The following is a 19,434-nucleotide window of genomic DNA, read 5'->3' as shown; positions in this document are numbered from 1 at the left end:
GCTTTCACACACTCAGGTAGGCCCGTCGCACCTCTTCGTTGGCGGCCAGTTCGGCCATCGAAGCCTGGTAACGGATCTGGCCTTTTTCAAGCACATAGGCGCGGTCGGAGACCAGCTCGGCAAAGTGCATGTTCTGCTCGGACAGCAGGATGCTCACACCCTGGGCCTTGAGCTCAAGGATCATGTGCGCCATCTGCTCGACGATGACCGGGGCCACGCCTTCGCTGGGCTCGTCAAGCAGCACCAGGTAGGGGTTGCCCATCAGGGTGCGCGCCACCGTCAGCATCTGCTGCTCGCCACCGCTCATGCGGCCACCGGCACGCTGGCGCATCTCGCCCAGGTTGGGGAACAAGGTGTACAGGCGATCGGGCGTCCACTCGGGGGCGGCACTGCCATCGGGCCAACGGCGCGGCGGCTGGCGTCCCACCTCGAGGTTCTCAGTCACGCTGAGGTCGGTGAAAACGCGCCGGTCCTCTGGCACAAAGCCCAGGCCCAGGCGGGCCGCCACATGGGGCTCGCTGCGTGAGATGTCCTGGCCCAGGAACTCGATGTGGCCGCGGCGCTTGGCCAGCATGCCCATCAAGGCCTTGAGGGTGGTCGACTTGCCAGCGCCGTTGCGGCCCATCAGGGCCACCACCTCGCCGCGCTTCACGTCGAGGTCGATGTCGTAGAGGATTTGCGCTGCGCCGTACCAGGCGGCCAGGCCACGGGCCTGCAACAGTGCCGGGGCCAAGGCTTGGGAAGCGGTGCTGGGGTTGCTCATGCCAGGGCCGTCTCTTTCTTTTCGAAGGTCTTGCCGGAGCCGAAATACACCTCCTGCACCTTGGGGTGGTCGCGCAGTTCAAGGGGCTTGCCCTCGGCGATCAGGCGGCCGCGGGCCAGCACGATCATGCGGTCGGCGTAGGCGAACACCACGTCCATGCTGTGCTCGGTGAACAGCACGGCCATGCCGCGGTCGATCACCAGCTGCTTGGTCAGGGCCATCAGATCGTTGCGTTCCTTGGGCGCCATGCCGGCGGTGGGTTCGTCCATCAGCAACAGCTTGGGCGAGTTGGCCATGGCAATCGCCAGTTCGACGCGTTTGACGTCGCCATAGGCCAACTCGCTGCAGGGGCGGTCGGCCTGGGGCTTCATGCCCACCTGATCGAGCAGGGCCAGGGCTTCGTCGCGCTTGTGATCCGAGGCCTTGCGCCAGAACGAAAACAAGCGGTCATCCACCGAGATCAGCGCCATCTGCACGTTCTCGACCACCGTGAGAGAGGCAAAGGTCTCGGCGATCTGGAAGGTGCGCCCCACGCCCAGGCGCCAGATGTCGCGCGGCTTGCGGCCCACCAGCTCATGGCCATCGAGCACGATGGAACCACTGTCGGCCGGCAGTTGGCCGTTGACCATGTTGAAGGTGGTGGACTTGCCGGCGCCGTTGGGGCCGATCAGGGCCAGCAGTTCACCCGCTGCCAGTTCGAAATGAATGCCGTCCACGGCCTTGACGCCGCCAAAGGCCTTGCCCAGGCCGGACACTTTGAGCAGGCTCATGCGGCCTCCTTGGATGCAGAAACAGGGCTCACCGAGACAGAGGCCTTGGCGCCGCCCCTCTGGTTGAGCGGTTCGCGGGGCTTGCGCCCCTCGCGCCAATGCTCCACCGCATGCTTGATCGAGCCCGCAATGCCCTGCGGGAACAGCAGCACCAGCAGCAAGATGATGCCGCCCAGCATGGCGCGCCAGTAGTCGGTGTTGCGGGCCACGGTGTCGTGCAGCCAGGTGAAGGTGACGGCCCCCACCACCGGGCCCGACAGGGTCTGCAGGCCGCCCAACAAGACCATCACCAGGCCATCGACCGATTTGCCCACAGCCAGGCTTTCGGGCGAGATGCTGCCCTTGGAGAAGGCGAACAGCGCCCCGCCCAGGCCGGCAAAGCCCCCGGCAATGATGAAGGCCACCCACTGCATGCGCTTCACGTCGATGCCGATGGCGTCGGCCCGCAAAGCCGAGTCGCGCCCGGCTCGCAAGGCATAGCCGAAGGGCGAGAACAGCACGCGGCGCAACAGCAGCACGCCGGCAGTGACCAGGGCCAGCGTCAGGTAGTAGTAGTGGGTTTTGTCGGACAGCCACTCGGCCGGCCACACCCCGGTCAAGCCGTTGCTGCCGCCGGTGAAGCCATCCCATTGGTAGCAGATGGCCCAGGTGATCTGGGCAAAGGCCAGGGTCAGCATGGCCAGGTAGACGCCCGACAGTCGCACGCAGAACCAGCCATACAGAAAGGCCCCGGCCGCGGCCACCAGGGGCGCCAGCAGCAGGGTCAGCTCCATGGGCAGGCCGGCGCTGCGCACCAGCAGGGCGGCGGCATAGGCCCCGATGCCAAAGTAGGCGGCGTGGCCGAACGAGTGCATGCCGGCCGGCCCCATGATGAAGTGCAGGCTGGCCGCGAACAGGGCCGCGATCATCAGGTCGATGGCCAGCACCGACAGGTAGGGCGAATCGGCGGCGAGCCAGGGGAGTGCCACCAGCGCCAGCATCAGCAAGGCCCCACCCAGCTTGAACCAGCTGCCGGGGTGACGCAAGGGCGCCTCGGGCAGGCCCACGTTGCGGCTGTTGGCCTGGGGCTTGCCCATCAGGCCCCAGGGGCGCACCACCAGCACCACAGCCATCACCAGGAACTCGACCACCAGGGTGAGCTTGGAAAACGACACGCTGTAACCGAACAGCTCGACCACGCCCAGCCAGATGCACACGGCCTTGATCTCGGCAATCAGCAAGGCGGCGGCGTAGGCGCCCGGGATCGAGCCCATGCCGCCCACCACCACCACCACGAAAGCGGCACCGATGGTGTTGAGGTCCATCTCCAGGGTGGCCGGTTCACGCGGCAATTGCAGGGCGCCGCCCAGGCCGGCCAGCAGGGCCCCCAGGGCGAACACCGCCGTGAACAGCCAGGCCTGGTTGACGCCCAGGGCGCTGACCATCTCGCGGTCTTGCGTGGCAGCGCGCACCAGGGTGCCCCAACGGGTGCGGGTGAGCAGCAGTGTGAGCGCGCCCAGCACCACCGGGCCGACCACGATCAGGAACAGGTCATAGGCCGGGAAGTGGCGACCCAGGATGCTGACCGAGCCGGCCAGGCCTGGCGCCCTTGGGCCCAGCAGTTCCTCCGGGCCCCAGATCCACAGCGCGGCGTCCTTGATGACCAGCACCAGGGCAAAGGTGGCCAGCAGCTGAAACAGCTCGGGGGCCTTGTAGATGCGACGCAGCAGCAGCATCTCGACGGCCGCGCCGATCAGGCCGGCCCCCAACGCGGCCAGCAGCAGGGCGGGCCAGAAGCCCAGGCTGTTGCCCAGCGCGCCCACCAGGCTGTAGGCCAGGTAGATGCCCAGCATGAAAAACGAGCCATGCGCAAAATTGACGATGCGCGTGACGCCGAAGATCAGCGACAAACCCGCAGCCACCAGGAACAGCGAGGACGCCCCCGCCAAGCCGTTGAGCAGCTGCACCACGAAACTCGAAAAGCCCATGCCAAACCCCTCAGGACGTGTCACACCCGGCGGCTCTGCCCGCCAGGGGACGGCGGCGCCAGCGGCGCCGCATTGATCACCCGACCTTCAACCGAACTCAGTCGGCCGGACGCATTTTCTTGACTTCGTCAGCGCTGGGCTGGAACTTGGCGCCATCGAGGTAACGGTAGTCCACCATCACGCCCTTGCCACCTTCGTTCTTGGTGCGACCGATGAAGCCGCCCATCGTGGACTGGTTGTCTTCGGTGCGGTAGGTGATGCGACCGAACGGAGTGGGCACTTGCAGGCCCTTGAAGGAGACCACCAGTTTCTCGGTGTCGGTGCTGCCCGCCTTCTTGATGCCCTCGGCCAGCGACTTGATGGCGCTGTAACCCACGATGGAGCCCAGGCGCGGGTAGTCGTTGAACTTGGCCTGGTAGGCGCTCAGGAAAGCCTTGTGCTCAGGCGTCTGCAGGCCATACCAGGGGTAGCCGGTGACGATCCAGCCGTTGGGGGCTTCGTCCTTGAGCGGGTCGAGGTACTCGGGCTCGCCCGTCAGCAGACTGACCACCGAGCGGCCTTCGAACAGGCCACGGGTGTTGCCCTCGCGCACGAACTTCGAGAGATCGGCGCCGAACAGCACGTTGAACACCGCATCGGGCTTGGCATCGGCCAGGGCCTGCACCACCGAGCCGGCATCGACCTTGCCCAGCGGGGGCGCCTGCTCGGCAACAAACTCGACATCGGGCTGCGCCGCCTTGAGCAACTGCTTGAAGGTGGCGGCGGCCGACTGGCCGTATTCGTAGTTGGGGAACACCAGGGCCCAGCGCTTTTTCTTGAGGGCAGCGGCCTCGGGCACCATCATGGCCACCTGCATGTAGGTGGAGGGGCGCAGGCGGTAGGTGTAGCGGTTGCCGTTCTGCCAGACGATCTTGTCGGTCAGCGGCTCGCCGGCCAGGAAGAACACCTTCTTCTGCTTGGCGAAATCGGTCAGTGCCAGGCCGATGTGCGACAGGAACGAGCCGGTCAGCACGTCCACCTTCTCACGTGAGAGCAGCTCTTCGGCGGCGCGCACCGCGTCGCCCGGGCTGGCGTTGTCGTCGCGGCTGATCAGCTCGACCTTCTTGCCCAACAGGCCGCCGCCGGCATTGATCTCGGCAATCGCCAGCTCCATGCCTTTCTTGTAGGGCTCAAGGAAGGCGGGCTGCGCCTTGTAGCTGTTGATTTCACCGATTTTGATGACATCGGCCGCGTGAACTGTGCCCAGCACGCCGGTCAGGGTGACCAGGGCGGTGGTGCGGATGAGGTGGGGGGTCAGCTTCATGGTGGGGCTCTCCTGGGTGTGGGGGTGAGATGAGCGGAAAAGCAGAACAGGCAGGGTGAAGAATGGGTCTGGGTCAGCGCAAGCCGTCCTGGCCCTTGATCTCATGGGCCTGCAGGCCGCCGATGCGGGCCAGCGGGCGACCACTGTCGGTGACCACCACGGCCACCACGATCTCGTTGGCCCGCGGGGCATCGGCGACGCGGGCTTCCATGGCGTCGAAATGACTGCGCACATAGGCGGCATCCTTGTGGCCCAGCGGCACGTCGATGGCCGTGCCCAGGCTGCCCAGCTTCTTGGCCGAGGGCACCAGGGCGGCGCCTTTTTCAACGGCCACGCGCAAAGGAGCGCCCAGCTTGGGGTGCAGGATGGCGGCGGCGTGCTCCAGCTCACCGGCCTCGCCCACGATGGCGGCCTTGCCGTAGCTCTGGGCCTGGGCCGGGGTGATGCCCAGCGCCTTGACGCAGCGCTCACCGAGCAGGCCACCCAGCTCTTCGCCGATGGCAATCAGCTCGTCCAGGTTCTCGGCGTAGCGGCCGGCCAAGGGGTTTTCGATCACGGCCATGGCCAGGGCTTTGCGCACAGGGGGCTGCACGTCCTGGCCCATTTCACGGCGGACTTCGTCGACTTGCACGATGATTTTTCGGATCTTGGCAGACATGGGGGGGGGTTCCTCGGGCTCGGTGTTCTGGACAGGTGGGCGGCAGCGCTCAGCGCAGGCCATCCCACAGGCTGATGTCGGCGGCCTTCAGGCCGCCGACGCGGGCATGCACGCGCGGGCCGGTGCTCATGGCCAGGATGAAGACGATCTCGTCGGCGCGCGGTGCACCGGGCACGCGCACCTCGATGGCATCGAAATGGCTGCGCACATAACTGGCGTTGATGTGCGTGAGCGGCACGTCGAGTGCCGCCCCCGGGCCCCCCACCTTCTTGGTGGACGGCACGATGGCCAGCGCATTGGCAGGCTGCCCGGTCTTGACCTCGGCCTGGCCTTTTTTGTAGGCGTCGCGGTCGCCCTTCCAGCCCAGCAGTTCGCGCATGGCATAGCCACCGGGCACATGCCACAGTGCGCCATGCTCCAGCTCACCCGCTGCCCCCACGATGGCGCCTTTGCCGTAGCCCTCGATGCGTTCGACCGGCACGTCCATGGCAGCGCGCAGCCGCTGCGCCATGTCCAGGCCGACGGACTGCAGTGCCTCCATCATGGGCAGGATGTCTTCCACGTAGCGGCCGGCAAAGGGGTTGGTCAACACGGCGCCGATGGCACCACGCTGGAGCGGCACGGCCGCCGGGGGCCCGAATTCGTGCCGTATTTCTTCAACATGGGTGAAAACGCGTCGGATGTCGATCATGCTGTGAGCCTGTGCATTTCGTTAAGCAAATACTGAACCAACTTTGGCCGAACCGGCCAGGGACAAGGGCTTTGCCGGGCCATCCCCGATTTCAGGTCCGCCGGTGGCCCGGCTCTGCCCCTGGCAGCAGAGCAAGGCGAACCATACCAGCCCGGCGTCCCTCAATTCTTCCGCTTTTTTCAAGCCCTGGTGCAAAGCGTCGGCCACCACCCCTGCGGGCAGCGAGCCCACCTGCACGGTGACCAGGCGCGCCCCCAGATCGGTGTCGTCACGCAGCGTGTGCGCCGGGGCGCGTTCGATCGCGGGGTGTTCGGCCTGCACCGCGTTGGCGATCACGGTGGCGGCGGCATCGGCCTGGGCAGCCGTGGCGGCCAGCACCGTGACGCTGTCGGCGATGCCCAGCGAAAAGCTGCGCCCGCGCCAGCCACTGGTGGCCACGCCCCGCACCGGCCAGTGGGGCTGGATTTCGAGCTGACCGTCCAGGCTCAGGCCGTGCCGCAACTGGGCGCCATCGAGCCGGGCCAGGTCGGCGTACAAGCCCACACGGGCCGACTGGCCCGGTGTCAGGTGCAGGGCGATGTCGCCGCCGTTGTTGACCCAGGCGCGGCGCACGCCGGGGCGACGGTAGGCTTCGAGCACGGTCTGCGCCACGGCACCAGCCACAGCGGCCATGGAGGTGATGAAGGGCTGGCGATAGGGGAAGCAGGCCTGCCACATCAAGCGGGCCACCGGGCCTTGGAGCGGGCAGTTCGCCGCCACGGGCGCACGCAGCGCAGGCAGCTCGGCCACCAACTCGGCCAGCAGGCCCTGAAAGCGTTGCCAGGCCTGCTCATGCGCCTGCGCCACGGCCGGGGCCTGGCCCTCGGCCGCGATCACCAGGTCGATGGGGCCATGCTGGAAGTGCCAGCGTTCGCCTTCGAGGGCCTGTCGGGTGGCTTGCATGGGGCGCGCCTCAGCCCAGCAGGGGCGGACGGCCCAGGGGCCAGGGGTTGGCATCGGGCTGGCGCTGCCACTGCAGGGCCTGGGGGGCGCCCTCGTTGTGCCAGGCGCCACGCGACAGCACCTCGGCCAGTGAGCGGATCTGATCCACATGGCCACCCAGCGCGGCGTAGTCGCTGCGCCGCATGCTGAATTCGATGGGCGCGACGATGGCCGGCGTGGGCACGGTGCCGAAGCTGTTGTCGGGCATGCGCAACACATCGGCCATCACGGTGATGCCGCCGCCGGGCCACACATAGGCCGGCGCGCCGCCGCAGGTGACATTCACCAGGGCCTGCTTGATGGAGCGGGTGAGCAACACCGGGTTCTCGGTGACGCCGGCGCGCAAGCTGCCCCCGGCCCCGGCCAGGAACAACACCGAGGCCAGCGAGGGCTCGCAGTTCTCGCCAATGCGATCGACGATGCGGCGCACGTCGGTGGGCATCTCGGCCTCGACCGGGCGCAGTTGCTCGTCGAGCACGTACCAGCTGGCGTGCTCACCGGTGGTGCTGGTCATGAGCAGGCGCAGGCCGGGCCAGGCCACCTCGGCGTTCCAGCCTTCGATGATGGCCAGCGGGTCGGCAATGTCGGTGCCACCCCAGCCAGTGCCCGGGTTGGCCACCTGGAAGTACCGCCCCGGGGTGGACTTGCGGCCCAGCATCTGGATGCCCGAGGGCCGCATGTCGAGGCAACGGCCGGCCTGGTGCTCGGTCAACACACCGGTGATGTGGTCGTCGACCACCACCACCTCGTCGGCCAGGCCGAACAACTGGCGCGCGAAGATGCCCACGGCCGCCGAGCCGCAGCCCACCCGCATGCGCTGTTCCTCGACCCCGTTGACGATGGGCGCACGCCCGGCCTGGATGAGGATCTGCGAGCCGCCGTCGATGGTGAACTCGACCGCCTGCTTGTTGCCCAGGGCCTGCATCATTTCGGCGGTGATGCGCCCTTCCTTCTTGCTACCCCCGGTGAGGTGGTGCACCCCCCCCAAAGACAGCATCTGCGACCCGTACTCGGCCGTGGTGACGTGCCCCACCACCTCGCCCTTGCAGCGCACATTGGCCTGTTCGGCGCCCAGGAAGCGGTCGGTGTCGATCTTCACCTTGAAGCTGCAGTAGCTGAAGATGCCCTCGGTGACCACGGTGACCATGTCCACCCCCTGCACCTGCGAGCCCACAATGAAAGGGGCCGGCTTGTAGTCGGGGTAGGTGGTGGACGAACCCACACCGGTGACGAACACCTGATCAGCCAGCAGCAGATCACCTGACCAGGCGGGTGCGGCTGCGGTGCCCTGGGTATCAGGGGTATCAGGGGCGTCAGGGCTTGGGGTGCTGTCGGTGCTGCGCCCGGCAAAAGGCACCAGCGGGGTTTCACCGGCCTCCAGCGTGCGGCGCAACAGCACCACCGGGTCAAGCCGCACCAGCGTGCCGCCCTGGTTGGCATAACGGTCGCAGGCACCGGCGCGGCCTTCGGAAATCTGGCACAGCACCGGGCAGGCGTTGCACTCGACCTTGGCGGTGTTCATGCGTTCGTTGCGCGGGCGGGCCCGCTCGGCCAGCGGTGGCAGGCCGGGCGATTCGAGGCCGGGCAGGCCGTCGGTCTTGGTGTGTTCAGTCATCGCAGGATCCGAATTTCCAGGCCCATGGGGGCACATCGAAGGCTCGAAAAGACAGCTTGTGAAGGCCATCCCATTTGTGTAGCATTCACCAAACAAAAATGTGGTGTTCACTACATTTCCGGCACAATGTAACGTATCGAAACCCTTGCCGCAACCGTATTTTCGCGTGCCCCGCAAGGGTGCCAAAGTGACCCGACCAGGAGCCCCGTTTTGATGCAGAACCTCCGCCATGCCCCGCTTCGGTGCCGTCCCCGACGGACTGGTGAAGCCCCGAAAACCAGGGCTTTCCCGACTTGCGGAACAATGGAGGGTTGCGAGTTCCCTGTTCGAGGTGTGCCAAAGGCCCGAAATCGGCCCCATCAGCACCTCGGCAGCCCCTGTTTATCCACCATTGCCATCTGAAACCATGAGTGCTTTTCACGAAGAACGCGTGCTGACGGTTCACCACTGGACCGATCGCCTTTTCTCCTTCACCACCACGCGCGACCCCGGCCTGCGTTTCTCCAATGGCCATTTCACGATGATCGGCCTGCGCGTGAACAACAAGCCGCTGCTGCGCGCCTACAGCATCGTCAGCCCGAACTACGAAGAGCATCTTGAGTTTCTGAGCATCAAGGTGCAGGACGGCCCGCTGACCTCGCGCCTGCAGCACATCCAGGTGGGCGACAGCATCATTGTCGGCAAGAAGCCCACCGGCACCCTGCTGATCGACTACCTGCTGCCCGCCAAGCGCCTGTACATGCTGTCCACCGGCACGGGCCTGGCCCCCTTCCTGAGCCTGATCCGCGACCCCGACACCTATGAGAAGTTCGAGGAAGTGGTGCTGGTGCACGGCGTGCGCCAGGTCGACGAACTGGCCTACCACGACTACATCACCGAAGAACTGCCCAAGCACGAGTTCCTTGGCGAGATGGTCAGCAAGCAGCTCAAGTACTACCCCACCGTGACCCGCGAGCCCTACAAGCACCAGGGCCGCGTGACCACCGTGATCGAGAACGGCCAGCTGGCCACCGACCTCGGCCTGCCCGCGCTGAACCCGGCCGAAGACCGCGTGATGATCTGCGGCAGCCCCGAGATGCTGCGTGACCTCAAGCACATGATGGAAGCCCGCGGTTTCAAGGAAGGCAACACCACCAAGCCCGGCGACTTCGTGATCGAACGCGCTTTCGCTGAACAGTGACCCCCTGACCAGGCCCGCCCGCCCGGGCTGGCCCGGCCCTTGCTCTGGACCCTTTCATGTCGGCCACCCCCAGAAAGACCCGGACTGCTGCGAAGAAAAGCCCCACCGGCCGCCGTGCGGTCGGCGTGCGCGAGCAGGCAGCCCAGACCACGCGGGACAACATCCTCAAGGCGGCCATCAAGGTGTTCGCCCGCTACGGCTATGACGGCGGCAGCGTCGAGAAGATCTCCAAGGCGGCGAAGTCTTTCGACCGCATGATCTACTACTACTTCGGCAGCAAGGAAGGCCTCTACATCGAGGTCATCGAAGAAATCTACCGCCGCATGAACGAGGCCGAGGAGCAGCTCAACCTGCGCCCCGATCAGCCCCTGGAGGCGCTGCAGGCGGTGATCCGCTTCGTGGTGGGCTATTACCGGCGCCACCCAGAGTTCGTCACCTTGCTCAACACCGAAAACCTGCACAAGGGGCGTCACATCGTGAAGTCGGTGCGGGCCCGCGAGTACTCCTCCCCCGCCATCGAGATCATCCGCCAGCTGCTGGCCAGCGGCCAGGCCCAGGGCCTGTTCCGGCCCGACATCTCGGCCCGCGATCTGTACCTGCTGATCGCCGCCAACGGCTATTTCTACATGTCCAACCGGCACACGCTGTCGGCCTTCCTGGGCGAAGACCTGGAGGCCCCCGAGGCCCTGGCGCACTGGGAAGAGTTCGTGGTCGACACGGTGCTTCGGGCGGTGGCGCCCGCATCCCCTCCCGCACAGCCAGGCTGACGGGCTGACCGATTTCCGGCCGGCAGCCCCTGGCGGCGGCTGGCGTTTTCACCCCACAGAAGCACAGGAGCACACCATGGCAGAAGCAGTCGCCGGCGAGAAGTCCGGCAAGGTCGTCATCCAGAACATCGGTCTTTTGCTGTCGGGCGATCTGGACCGCCCCATCCTCGACGCCGACACCGTGGTGGTGCACGACGGCCTGATCACAGCCGTGGGGCGTTTCAAGGACTGCGACACCGAGGGCGCACGCACCGTGATCGACGCGCGCGGCACCTGCCTGGCCCCCGGCCTGATCGACAGCCACGTGCACCCGGTGTTCGGCGACTGGACGCCGCGCCAGAACCAGCTGGGCTGGATCGAGTCGACCCTGAACGGCGGCGTGACCAGCATGATCTCGGCCGGCGAGGTGCACCTGCCCGGCCGCCCCAAGGACATCGTGGGCCTGAAGGCCCTGGCCATCACGGCGCAACGTGCCTTCGACAACTTCCGCCCCGGTGGGGTGAAGGTGATTGCCGGGGCCCCGGTGATCGAAAAAGGCATGACCGAGCACGACTTCAAGGAGTTGGCCGAAGCCGGCGTGACCCTGCTGGGCGAGGTGGGCCTGGGTTCGGTCAAGGCCGGCTACGAGGCCAAGGAGATGGTGGCCTGGGCCCGCAAACACGGCATCCAGAGCACCATCCACACGGGCGGCCCCTCGATCCCGGGTTCGGGCCTGATCGACAAGGACGTGGTGCTGGAGGCCGACGCCGACGTGATCGGCCACATCAACGGAGGCCACACCTCACTGCCCTGGAAGCATGTGTGCGAGCTGTGCGAGAAATCGTCGCGCGCAATCGAACTGGTGCACAACGGCAACGAGAAGATCGCCATCGAAGCGGCCCGCGCAGCCATCGAGCTCAAATGCCCCCACCGCGTGATTCTGGGCACCGACGGGCCCGCGGGCTCGGGCGTGCAACCGCTGGGCATGCTGCGCATGATTGCGCTGATCTCCAGCTTTGCCAACATCCCGGCCGAGCTGGTGTTCTGCTTTGCCACCGGCAACACGGCGCGCATCCGTCAGCTGAACTGCGGCCTGATCGAGGTCGGCCGGGCCGCCGACTTTGTCTTCATGGACCGGGCCCAGCACACCGCCGGCGCCACCCTGCTGGAAAGCGTGCAACTGGGCGACCTGCCCGGCATCGGCATGGTGATGATCGACGGCCTGGTGCGCTGCGGGCGCAGCCGCAACACGCCACCCGCCACCGAGATCCCGGTGGTGCTGCACGGCGGGCACTGAGGCCAGGCGTCACCAGGGCGACGCCCGGGGCGCGGGGCCTTCCTAGAATCGGCTCCACCGACCCATCGACTGATCTCGAGGCCCTGATGCATCCCCCTGCCCTGCTCCACCTGCAAGCCGCTCTGCAAGCCCCCATCGACCAGGGGCTGCTGCCCGGTGCGGTGGCCCTGATCGAGCACCGGGGCCAGCGGGTGCTGCACGCCGCCCTGGGGGCCCAGGGCCCGGCCACAGGCGCCCCGCCCATGGCCCGCGACACGGTGTTCCGCATCTATTCGATGACCAAACCCATCGTCTCGCTGGCGGTGCTGATGCTGATGGAGCAGGGCCGGCTGCAACTGGCCCACCCCGTGTCACGCTACCTGGGCAGCTTTGCCGGCCAGAGCGTGTACAGCCCCGAAGGCGGCCGCCCCGTGCGGCGCGAAGCCACCTTGCATGACCTGCTGCGCCACACCGCAGGCCTGAGCTACGCCTGGGACGAAACCCCGGTGGCCCAGGCCTACCGGGTGGCCCGCATCGGCTCGCGCCAACACAGCAACCAACAGCTGGCCCAGAACCTGGGCCCCTTGCCCTTGCTGCGCGACCCGGGCAGTGCCTGGGAATACAGCCGTGCCACCGATGTGCTGGGCGCGGTGCTGGAGGTCATCGAGGGCCAGCCGCTGGGCGCCGTGCTGCAGCGCCTGATCCTGGAGCCGCTGGGCATGGACGACACGGGCTTTTCCGTGCCCGAAGCGCAACAGCACCGACTGGCCGAGCCTTTGGCCAAAGATCCCGCCACAGGCACCGCCGTGAACCTGATCGATGTGAGCCGGCCACCGGTGTTTGAGTCGGGCGGCGGCGGTCTGGTGTCCACGGCCGGCGACTACGCCCGTTTTCTGCAGCTGATGCTGGGCGGCGGCGAACGCGAGGGCGTGCGCCTGGTCAGCCGAGCCACCCTGGCCTTCATGACGGCAGACCATCTGGGCAGCATCCCGGTGGCGGGCGACATCCTGCCGCCCGGCCACGGCTTTGGCCTGGGCGTGTCGGTGCGCCGTGAAACCGGGCTGGCCGCACGCCCGGGCTCGGCCGGCCAATACGGCTGGAGCGGCCTGGGGGGCACGGTCTTCTTTGTCGACCCGGCCGAAGAACTGTTCGCGTTGCTGCTGACCCAGGCGCCCGGCCTGCTCAACCACTGGATCGAGCTGTACCCGGCCCTGGTGTACGCGGCGCTCTGAACCCGACCAGGCCGGGCCTGGCGCTCAGCGGGAGGTGCCGTAAGCCTTGCCGGTGCCGGTGCCCGTGCCCACACCTGTGCCAGCGCTGGCGGCAGCGCCCCGGTCGGGCGCCAGACGCGGTACCCCGCCCTCCACCACCACGGCGGCCCCCAGGGGCAGGGGCTCAGGCAGTTCAAACACGCGCTGGCTGCCGTCTTCCATGCGGATGTTGACCTCGTAGGCCGCTTGCTGACGCGGCCCAGTGCGCGCACCCACGTTGGCCCCCAGAACGGCACCTGCGGCCGCCGCTGCAGCGCTGCCGCCATACGCACCTGATGTGCCGCCCCGGTTGGCCCCCGCCTGCGCCCCCAGGGCCGCGCCTGCCGCCACGGCAGCCCCGGGTGGCAAGCCGCCCGAGCCCACCGACAAGGACTGCACCGACTCGACCCAACCGCACTGGGCGCAGGCCTTCTGGGTGCCATACACCCCCTTGAGCGAGGCGGTGCCCGGCGATGGCGGCAGGGATGCGTGGTGCGATGGCCCCTGCCGCGGCAAGGCAAAGGAAAGCGGAGGCGGGCCGCCCGGGCGGGCCCCCGCCAAGGCCGGCATGCGGGGGGGCGTGGGGTGCAAGTCGGGCGGCGTGAAGGACGACGGACGACCCGGCGCCGGGGCCGTCGAGGTGGCGGCAGACACGCTGGAGGCGCTCGGAGCGACGGCGGTCTTGAACTCGGCCGGCCGTGTCTTGACCAGCACCAGGCTGGCCGCCACGGCCAGGGCCACCACCCCCAGCAGGCCGGCAAAAGACCTCAGCAGCGCGGGCGTCGCCGCGTCGCCCTGGGGTGGCAGGCCGGGGGGATGAGGGGGGAGATGGGCAGACATCGTCATGATCAGCCTCCTTCAGCAAGGCCCCACCAGGGGCATGGCGCACAGGCTGCCAATGTAGCGCGTCTGTGCTGCACTGCGTCTGCGCCCCGCCAAGCCCCTGTCATGCGCAGAGGCATGGCCGCCCTTCGCCCGGCTCAGAGCTGGGGCGCCAGCAGGCGACGCAGCGCATCCTCGGGCAGGCCGCGGCGCTGGGCCATGTCCTGCAACTGGTCTTCGGCGATCTTGCCCACATTGAAGTAGGTGCTGTCGGGGTGGCTCAGGTAGAAGCCACTGACGCTGGCCGCAGGGGTCATGGCCAGGCTTTCGGTCAGGCCCATGTCAATCTCGGCGCATTGCAGCAGCTCGAACATCTCGCGCTTGACGCTGTGGTCCGGGCAGGCCGGGTAGCCGGGCGCGGGTCGGATGCCCTGGTACTTCTCGTCAATCATGTCCTCGTTGCTGAGCGCCTCCTGGGCGGCGTAGCCCCACAGGTCGCTGCGCACCCGATGGTGCAGGCACTCGGCAAAGGCCTCGGCCAGGCGGTCGGCCAGGGCCTTGAGCATGATGGCGGAGTAATCGTCGTGCTGGTCCATGAAGGCCTGCTCACGCTTTTCAACCCCCAGGCCGGCGGTGACGGCAAACACCCCCACGTAGTCGGCACGCCCGCTGGCCTTGGGAGCCACGAAATCGGCCAAGCAGCGGCTGGGGCGCATCACCCCGTCAATGGCCTGCTTTTCGGTCTGCTGACGCAAACCGTACCAGGTGAGTGCCACCTGCTGGCGGGTGTCGTCGGTGTAGAGCTCGATGTCGTCGTCGTTCACGCTGTTGGCCGGGTAAATGCCCATCACTGCACTGGCACTGAGCCAGCGGCCGTCAATGATCTTCTGCAGCATGCGCTTGCCGTCTTCAAACACCTTGCGCGCCTCGATGCCCACGATCTCGTCGTCCAGGATGGCCGGGTAGGGGCCGGCCAGATCCCAGGTCTGGAAGAACGGGCCCCAATCGATGTAGCGGGCCAGCTCGGCCAGGTCGAAGTTCTTGAACACGCGGCGGCCGATGAACTTGGGCACCGGCGGGGAGTAGGTGACCCAGTCCAGCGGCGTCTTGTTGGCGCGGATCTTGGCCAGCGGCCACATCGGGGTCTGCTTCTTGCTGGCATGCTGGGCGCGCACCTTGTCGTAGTCGGCATTGAGCTCGTCCACATAGACCTGGACGTTGTCGGACAGCAGGCTCTGCGCCACGCTCACGCTGCGTGAGGCATCGGGCACATAGACCACGGGGCCCTCGTAGTGCGGCGCGATCTTGACCGCGGTGTGCACCCGGCTGGTGGTGGCGCCCCCGATCAGCAGCGGGATCTTCTTGACGCGGAAATGCGCGTCCTTCTGCATCTCGGCGGCCACGTACTGCATTTCTTCGAGGCTGGGGGTGATCAGGCCCGACAGGCCCACGATGTCAGCTCCCTCGACCTTGGCTCGGGCCAGGATCTCATGGCAGGGCACCATCACGCCCATGTTGACCACCTCGAAGTTGTTGCATTGCAGCACCACGGTGACGATGTTCTTGCCGATGTCGTGCACATCGCCCTTGACGGTGGCGATGATGATCTTGCCCTTGCTGCGCACATCGCGGCCGGCGGCTTCGTCCTGCCGCTTTTCTTCTTCGATGTAGGGGATCAGGTGGGCCACCGCCGACTTCATCACGCGGGCGCTCTTGACCACCTGGGGCAGGAACATCTTGCCCTGGCCGAACAGGTCGCCAACCACGTTCATGCCGTCCATGAGCGGACCTTCGATCACGTGCAACGGGCGCCCACCCTTGGCCAGGATGCCACGGTAGGCCTCTTCGGTGTCTTCGGTGATGAACTCGGTGATGCCGTGCACCAGCGCGTGCGACAGGCGCTGCTCGACCGTGCCGACACGCCATTCGTATTTCTTGCTGTCGTCCTTGGCCGCCCCCTTGGCGGTCTCGGCGATTTCGACCAGGCGCTCACCGGCATCGGGGCGGCGGTTCAGCACCACGTCTTCGACGCGCTCGCGCAGCACCGGTTCAAGCTGGTCGTACACGCCCACCATGCCGGCATTGACGATGCCCATGTCCATGCCCGCCTGGATGGCGTGGTACAGGAACACGGTGTGGATGGCCTCACGCACCGGGTCGTTGCCGCGGAAGCTGAAGCTCACATTGGACACGCCGCCCGACACCTTGGCACCGGGCAGGTTCTGCTTGATCCAGCGCGTGGCGTTGATGAAGTCGACCGCGTAGTTGTTGTGCTCTTCGATGCCGGTGGCAATCGCAAAGATGTTGGGGTCGAAGATGATGTCTTCGGCAGGGAAGTCGACCTGGTCGACCAGCAGGCGGTAGGCGCGTTCGCAGATCTCGATCTTGCGTTCGTAGGTGTCGGCCTGGCCTTTTTCATCGAAGGCCATCACCACGGCGGCAGCGCCGTAGCGTCGCAGCAGCTTCGCCTGCTGGATGAAGGCCGCCTCGCCTTCTTTCATGCTGATCGAGTTGACGATGCCCTTGCCCTGGATGCAGCGCAGGCCGGCCTCGATCACGCTCCACTTGGACGAGTCGATCATGATCGGCACGCGCGCAATGTCGGGCTCGGAGGCGATCAGGTTCAGAAAGCGCACCATGGCGGCCTGGCTGTCGAGCATGGCCTCGTCCATGTTGATGTCGATCACCTGGGCGCCGTTCTCAACCTGCTGGCGGGCCACCACCAAGGCTTCTTCGAACTGCCCGTTGAGGATCATGCGGGCGAAGGCCTTGGAGCCGGTGACATTGGTGCGCTCGCCGATGTTGACGAACAGGCTGCCCTCGCCAATGCGCACGGGCTCCAGGCCGGACAGCAGCATCGGAGGCACAGAATTTGCAGCGTGGTTATCGGCGTCGTTGTTTTCGAGGGCTTGATCAGACATGGGACTCACCTGGAGGGTCGTGCGGAATCAGGTGAGCGTCGTTGACATCGCGTAAACATCTCAAGCCTGACAAGCCCGCGGGCTTGCTGCAACGCTCCTTGAGATACCATTGATTTTACTGTGTGATCCCCTGGCTCACCCCCTGCCCACCACCCACTACCCCCTGCCGGCCTGTTGCGGTCCTCGCCCAAGATGCTCGAAGCCCTGCTGAAGTCACTCAAATCGCGCAAACGCCGTCGCCTGTCGGTGCAGGACTCACCCGCGGCCGAACTGGCAGCGCAGATGCTGCATGCCCCCAGCGCGCTGATCCAGCTTTCGGCCGATGACGCGCGCCGCATCGTCAGCTACATGGAGCCCGTGCGCCTGCTGTCCGGCCAATGCTTCATGCGCGAAGGTCAGACCGAAGACACCGATTACATGCTGCTGATCCTGGAAGGCGACGTGATGGTGGAGAACTTCATCGTCAGCCGCCGCACCCCCATCACCACGGCCGTGATCGGCGCCGGCGCTCTGGTCGGTGAACTGGGCCTGCTGGATGGCTCACCCCGGTCGGCCACCTGCACCACCTGTACCGAGGTGCTGGCGGCCAAGCTCGGTCGGGGCGCACTGGGCGAGTTGCTGGAAGAAGACCCCGCCCTGGGCGTGAAACTGCTGCTCGCCATTGGCGTGCACATGAGCAACCGGGTGCGCGAGCGCACCGAAAAACTGAAAAGCTACGCGGCCCTGATCCAGACCATGCAGCAGGAGATGGACCGGATGTCCTGAGCCGGGGTGCTGACCACCCGAGGCCGGTCAGGCCGCGCTGCCGGGAAGGCCGAAGACACGGTCGAAGCACCAGTTGAAGACAAAGGTGTAGATCAGGAAGAACACCAGCAGCCCCAGGTCCATGACGAAGGACTGCCAGAGGCTGACGTCGAACCACCACGCGAACAGCGGCACAAAGTAGAGCAGCAGGCCGCCCTCAAAGCCGATCGCGTGGGCGGCCCGGCGGGCAAAGCCACGGCCCCGCACGGACTGACGGGCTTCCCAGCGCTCGAACAAGGCATTGAACACCAGGTTCCACACAATGGCGATGGCCGAGGCCGCCAGCCCCATCACACCGGCATGCGCCAGCCCGTCGCCCGACATCTGGGCCAGGCCCCAGCTGGAAAACGCGATGGCGATGGCCTCATAGAGCGAGACAAACAGCACCCGGCGCCGCCAACCCTGCAGCGCGAACAGCCAGGGGCGCGGGCTGGGACGGGTGGCAGGCAAACTGGCAACGTTGGAAGACGAGGTGGGCGATGGGCAAGACATGCGCGTACTTTATGTGCACCGTTCTGACAGTTAAAGTCATCTCCTTTCAGATTTATTGATACATCATGGCTTTCAGCGCCGACAACGTGGATCTGTTTCTCAGCGTGCTGGACCGGGGCTCGTTTTCGGCCGCCGCCCGGGCGCTGGGGCGCGTGCCTTCGGCCGTGAGCATGGCTGTGGCCCAACTGGAGGCCGAGCTGGACCTGGTGCTGTTCGACCGCAGCGGCCGCGAGCCCCGCCCCACCGCCGCCGCCCGGGCGCTGGAGCCCCAGGCGCGTCTGCTGGCGGTGCAACTGCGCCAGCTCAACTCGCAGGCCCGCTCGCTCAACCAGGGGCTGGAGGAACGCCTCACGCTGGCCATCGCGCCCGAACTGCTGGCCGGCCCCTGGAGCGGCCCGCTGGCCGCACTGGCGGCCGAGCACCCGCTGCTGCAGCTGGAACTGCTGGCAGCCCCGCAGGCCGATGCGCTCAAGCTGCTGCACGAGGGTCGCGCCCAGCTGGCCCTGGTCTTCGAACGCCCGAGCCTGGACGGCCGTGAGGGCTTTCAGGAGGTGGGCAGCGAGACCCTGGTGGCCGTCATGGCCCCAGGCCATCCCATGCTGGCCCACCCACCAGCGCCCGGCGAGCCGGCCCAGACCTTTCGCGAAAACCTGCTGACCGAGGTGCGCCAGATCGTGGTGGCCGGTCGGGACCTGGGCCAGAGCGACCCCCGCTTCGTGTTTGCCCGCCACCACTGGCGCACCGACAACCAGGTGGCCGCCTTGCGCCTGATCGAGGCCGGCCTGGGCTGGGGCTGGCTGCCGCAGTCTTTTGTGCGCAGCCAGGTGGCTGCCGGCAGCCTGGTGGTGCTGCCGTTCGAAAACCTCACCAACGGCCTGGCGCTGTGGGTGGACGTGGTCTGGTCCAAGGAGCGCCCGCTGGGCCTGGGGGCCCGGCGCTTCATCGAGTTGATACAAGACGTCCGCGGCGAACGCTGAGGCCCGCCGCGCGACCCGGCTCGGAGCGATCGCCTGACCCGACCAAGGTCTGAATCTGTCGACCCAACGGTTGGGCGACCGCATCGAACGGCCTCTACGCTCTCTGGGCTCTGACCGCCGGCACCGCTGCCCAAGCACGCAGCGCCATTCGGCCCCCGCCTCACAACGGCGGCGCCCCACCTGGGCGCCTGCGTCGAATCCGGCGGCTCAACAACCAC

17 protein-coding genes and 1 riboswitch are annotated in these 19,434 nt (G+C 67.0%); of the genes, 6 read left to right on the top strand and 11 right to left on the bottom strand.

The genetic code is table 11. The features are described 5' to 3' along the window. Nucleotides 1-4 precede the first annotated feature (4 nt). The 8 genes from AC07VS_RS24125 to AC07VS_RS24090 all read right to left on the bottom strand — a co-directional run bounded on the left by AC07VS_RS24125 (nucleotide 5) and on the right by AC07VS_RS24090 (nucleotide 8,748). Nucleotides 5-763, bottom strand: a complete 759-nt coding sequence (locus AC07VS_RS24125) for an ABC transporter ATP-binding protein (protein WP_492349578.1) — start codon at nucleotides 761-763, stop codon at nucleotides 5-7. Further along, complete coding sequence (locus tag AC07VS_RS24120; RefSeq protein ID WP_494655933.1) at nucleotides 760-1,533, bottom strand: ABC transporter ATP-binding protein; 774 nt, start codon at nucleotides 1,531-1,533, stop codon at nucleotides 760-762. Before AC07VS_RS24120 ends, AC07VS_RS24125 begins: the two co-directional genes overlap by 4 nt. After that, nucleotides 1,530-3,500 carry an ABC transporter permease gene (locus tag AC07VS_RS24115; RefSeq protein ID WP_492349576.1) on the bottom strand — a complete coding sequence of 657 codons (1,971 nt, stop codon included), beginning with the start codon at nucleotides 3,498-3,500 and terminating at the stop codon, nucleotides 1,530-1,532. The genes AC07VS_RS24120 and AC07VS_RS24115 overlap by 4 nt, the downstream gene beginning before the upstream one ends. A 97-nt stretch (nucleotides 3,501-3,597) precedes the next feature. Beyond that, nucleotides 3,598-4,803: an ABC transporter substrate-binding protein gene (locus AC07VS_RS24110; protein ID WP_492349575.1), complete on the bottom strand. Its 1,206-nt coding sequence runs from the start codon at nucleotides 4,801-4,803 to the stop codon at nucleotides 3,598-3,600. 73 nt (nucleotides 4,804-4,876) lie between these two features. Then, nucleotides 4,877-5,461 carry an amino acid synthesis family protein gene (locus tag AC07VS_RS24105; RefSeq protein WP_494752226.1) on the bottom strand — a complete coding sequence of 195 codons (585 nt, stop codon included), beginning with the start codon at nucleotides 5,459-5,461 and terminating at the stop codon, nucleotides 4,877-4,879. Nucleotides 5,462-5,510: 49 nt separating this feature from the next. Then, entirely contained in the window at nucleotides 5,511-6,152 is a 642-nt protein-coding gene (locus AC07VS_RS24100) for an amino acid synthesis family protein (RefSeq protein WP_492349573.1), read from the bottom strand. A gap of 21 nt (nucleotides 6,153-6,173) precedes the next feature. Next, nucleotides 6,174-7,094 carry a UPF0280 family protein gene (locus AC07VS_RS24095; RefSeq protein WP_494752225.1) on the bottom strand — a complete coding sequence of 307 codons (921 nt, stop codon included), beginning with the start codon at nucleotides 7,092-7,094 and terminating at the stop codon, nucleotides 6,174-6,176. A gap of 10 nt (nucleotides 7,095-7,104) precedes the next feature. Beyond that, complete coding sequence (locus AC07VS_RS24090) at nucleotides 7,105-8,748, bottom strand: 6-hydroxynicotinate reductase (protein WP_494655929.1); 1,644 nt, start codon at nucleotides 8,746-8,748, stop codon at nucleotides 7,105-7,107. A gap of 406 nt (nucleotides 8,749-9,154) precedes the next feature. On the opposite strand from AC07VS_RS24090, the gene AC07VS_RS24085 reads away from it, so the two are divergent. The 4 genes from AC07VS_RS24085 to AC07VS_RS24070 all read left to right on the top strand — a co-directional run bounded on the left by AC07VS_RS24085 (nucleotide 9,155) and on the right by AC07VS_RS24070 (nucleotide 13,182). Beyond that, nucleotides 9,155-9,928, top strand: coding sequence for a ferredoxin--NADP reductase (locus tag AC07VS_RS24085; protein WP_492349570.1), 774 nt, complete (start codon nucleotides 9,155-9,157; stop codon nucleotides 9,926-9,928). Between the two features lie 56 nt (nucleotides 9,929-9,984). Then, on the top strand, nucleotides 9,985-10,695 hold the full coding sequence (locus tag AC07VS_RS24080) for a TetR/AcrR family transcriptional regulator (RefSeq protein WP_492349569.1): 711 nt from the start codon (nucleotides 9,985-9,987) through the stop codon (nucleotides 10,693-10,695). Nucleotides 10,696-10,771: 76 nt separating this feature from the next. Continuing rightward, complete coding sequence (locus AC07VS_RS24075; RefSeq protein ID WP_492349568.1) at nucleotides 10,772-11,971, top strand: amidohydrolase family protein; 1,200 nt, start codon at nucleotides 10,772-10,774, stop codon at nucleotides 11,969-11,971. 86 nt (nucleotides 11,972-12,057) lie between these two features. Further along, nucleotides 12,058-13,182, top strand: a complete 1,125-nt coding sequence (locus AC07VS_RS24070) for a serine hydrolase domain-containing protein (RefSeq protein ID WP_492349567.1) — start codon at nucleotides 12,058-12,060, stop codon at nucleotides 13,180-13,182. A gap of 24 nt (nucleotides 13,183-13,206) precedes the next feature. On the opposite strand, the gene AC07VS_RS24065 is transcribed toward AC07VS_RS24070, so the two are convergent. Beyond that, nucleotides 13,207-14,046 carry a hypothetical protein gene (locus tag AC07VS_RS24065; RefSeq protein ID WP_494752224.1) on the bottom strand — a complete coding sequence of 280 codons (840 nt, stop codon included), beginning with the start codon at nucleotides 14,044-14,046 and terminating at the stop codon, nucleotides 13,207-13,209. A gap of 134 nt (nucleotides 14,047-14,180) precedes the next feature. Next, the gene (metH, locus tag AC07VS_RS24060) at nucleotides 14,181-16,943 is read right to left on the bottom strand and encodes a methionine synthase (protein ID WP_494752223.1); all 2,763 of its coding nucleotides are present in this window, start codon (nucleotides 16,941-16,943) and stop codon (nucleotides 14,181-14,183) included. A gap of 26 nt (nucleotides 16,944-16,969) precedes the next feature. Continuing rightward, nucleotides 16,970-17,049: riboswitch (S-adenosyl-L-homocysteine riboswitch) on the bottom strand. Nucleotides 17,050-17,135: 86 nt separating this feature from the next. On the opposite strand from metH, the gene AC07VS_RS24055 reads away from it, so the two are divergent. Further along, a complete protein-coding gene (locus tag AC07VS_RS24055; protein WP_494752222.1) occupies nucleotides 17,136-17,708 on the top strand; it encodes a cyclic nucleotide-binding domain-containing protein in 573 nt (190 codons plus the stop codon). Between the two features lie 27 nt (nucleotides 17,709-17,735). Here AC07VS_RS24055 and AC07VS_RS24050 read toward each other — a convergent pair whose 3' ends face one another. After that, nucleotides 17,736-18,155: a PACE efflux transporter gene (locus tag AC07VS_RS24050; RefSeq protein ID WP_494752250.1), complete on the bottom strand. Its 420-nt coding sequence runs from the start codon at nucleotides 18,153-18,155 to the stop codon at nucleotides 17,736-17,738. Between the two features lie 149 nt (nucleotides 18,156-18,304). Between AC07VS_RS24050 and AC07VS_RS24045 the strand changes: the two genes are divergently transcribed. Next, nucleotides 18,305-19,216, top strand: a complete 912-nt coding sequence (locus AC07VS_RS24045) for a LysR family transcriptional regulator (protein ID WP_492349563.1) — start codon at nucleotides 18,305-18,307, stop codon at nucleotides 19,214-19,216. Nucleotides 19,217-19,434 lie beyond the last annotated feature (218 nt).

It is taken from the genome of Curvibacter sp. GW821-FHT01G03 (assembly GCF_059422285.1).
This window is presented reverse-complemented; position numbering and strand designations above follow the sequence as displayed.